1 pseudogene is annotated in these 356 nt (G+C 46.9%); it reads right to left on the reverse strand.

The window, feature by feature from the left end:
- Window positions 1–206, reverse strand: a pseudogene (locus D2V08_RS17465) (IS3-like element ISLbl1 family transposase); the annotation flags it as partial.
- Between the last annotated feature and the right edge of the window lie 150 nt (window positions 207–356).

Raw genomic sequence — 356 nt, forward strand, 5'->3', positions numbered from 1 at the left:
ACTGCATTGTCCCGGCATTTCCCTTTTCTGCTCATTGATTGTACCACTGGACCATTATGTCCTTTAAGGATATCGGTGAACTCGTAACTGGCATATTGTGAACCCCTATCGGAATGGAAAACAAACCTGTACGTGATATTGTTCGACCTTACCGCCATCTTCCAAGCGGGTATTATGGCTTCTGCCGTCCCCAAGGTCTTGCCCATAGATCATCCAACGACCTTTCGATGGAACAGGTCCATGATCACCGTCAGGTACATCCATCCCTCAACGTTCCTTATATAGGTCATGTCGGATACCCAAACCTGGTTTTTCCTGTGTACCGTAAAGTCACGGTCCAATATATTGGGGGCTAT

Source organism: Flagellimonas lutimaris (assembly GCF_003581615.1).
Classification (GTDB): domain Bacteria; phylum Bacteroidota; class Bacteroidia; order Flavobacteriales; family Flavobacteriaceae; genus Flagellimonas; species Flagellimonas lutimaris.